This is a genomic window from Pseudoxanthomonas sp. LjRoot204_2 (genome assembly GCF_056175765.1).
Map to the genome: position 1 here is coordinate 1 of NZ_JBGFFG010000650.1, position 1,367 is coordinate 1,367.

Sequence of the window (1,367 nt, forward strand, 5' to 3'; positions counted from 1 at the left end):
GGTGAGGGCGGTGGGGGCCGCGGTCTCGGGAGAACATCACTGCGCCGGATGCCCGGCGACGGATCAGGCAGCCGCCTGTTCCGGCAGGGGCTGGCCCAGGTCGGCGCTGTCGATCAGCGTTTCGATGTCGAGCAGGATCAGCATGCGCTCGTCCACCGTGCCGATGCCGGAGATGAAACGGGTATCGACGCTGGCGCCGAACTCCGGGGTGGGACGGATCTGCTCGGCGTTCAGGGCGAGCACGTCCGAGACGCTGTCCACCACGATGCCGACCACGCGGTCCTCCACGTTCAGCACGATCATCACGGTGAAGGCGTCATAGCGCGCTTCCTTCAACCGCAGTTTCAGGCGCAGATCGATCACCGGCACGATGGTGCCGCGCAGGTTGATGACGCCCTTGATGTAGTCCGGTGCATCCGGCAGGCGCGTCACCGAGTCGTAGCCACGGATCTCCTGCACCTTCAGGATATCCACGCCGTAGTGCTCGTCCCCCAGGGTGAAACTGAGGAACTCGTCCGCGCTCGCCGCGGCCTGGGTCTTCTTGTCGCTCATTCGTCGGGCTCCTGTCGCAGCCGGTAAGGGGTGGGGTTCCCGGGACGGAACCGGTCAATGCCTAGATCGGCCCCGGGTGGGGTTTCTTTAGCGGGTCAGTAGGCGTGGGGTTCGGAGACCGTGCGGTGTGCGCCGCCGGCCGCGATGCGGGTGACGCGTTCCTGCACCAGGCGTGCGACCGTGCCGTGGCTGTCCAGGCGGAACGTCGACACGGCGTCGCTCAGCGCATGCGCCTGCTCTTCCATGGCGCGGGCGGCGGCGGTGGCTTCCTCCACCAGCGCGGCGTTCTGCTGGGTGGTCTCGTCCATCTGGGTGATGGTCTGGTTGACCTGTTCGATGCCGGCCGACTGCTCCTGCGAGGCCGCCGAGATCTCGGCCATGATGTCGGTCACGCGCTGCACGCTGGCCACGATGTCGGCCATCGTCGCACCGGCCTGGTTCACCAGCGCCGAGCCGTCGGAGACCTTCTCCACCGAGTTCTCGATCAGGCCCTTGATCTCCTTGGCCGCATTGGCCGAGCGCTGGGCCRGGGTGCGCACTTCCGAGGCGACCACGGCAAAGCCGCGGCCCTGTTCGCCGGCGCGGGCCGCTTCCACGGCTGCGTTCAAGGCCAGGATGTTGGTCTGGAAGGCGATGCCGTCGATGACCGAGATGATCTCGGCGATCTTCTTGGAGGACTGTTCGATGTCGGTCATGGTGGTGACGACCTTGCCCACGACCTCGCCACCCTGCGAGGCGACCGAGGCGGCACCGATGGCCAGCTGGTTGGCCTGGCGGGCCGACTCGGCGTTCTGGCGCACGGTGGAGGTCAGCTC

General features: G+C 67.3%; 2 protein-coding genes. Both read right to left on the reverse strand.

Translation table 11 applies throughout. The annotated features are described in order from the left end of the window. Nucleotides 1-63: 63 nt before the first annotated feature. On the reverse strand, nt 64-552 hold the full coding sequence (locus tag AC04L7_RS18775; protein WP_192267748.1) for a chemotaxis protein CheW: 489 nt from the start codon (nt 550-552) through the stop codon (nt 64-66). Between the two features lie 95 nt (nt 553-647). Next, on the reverse strand, nt 648-1,367 hold a 720-nt coding region (locus AC04L7_RS18780), incomplete at its 5' end, for a methyl-accepting chemotaxis protein (protein WP_475513713.1).

Bases quoted from the DNA above. Each gene is read 5' to 3' on its own strand.
- AC04L7_RS18775 (WP_192267748.1), bottom strand. From the start codon at position 552: ATGAGCGACAAGAAGACCCAGGCCGCGGCGAGCGCGGACGAGTTCCTC.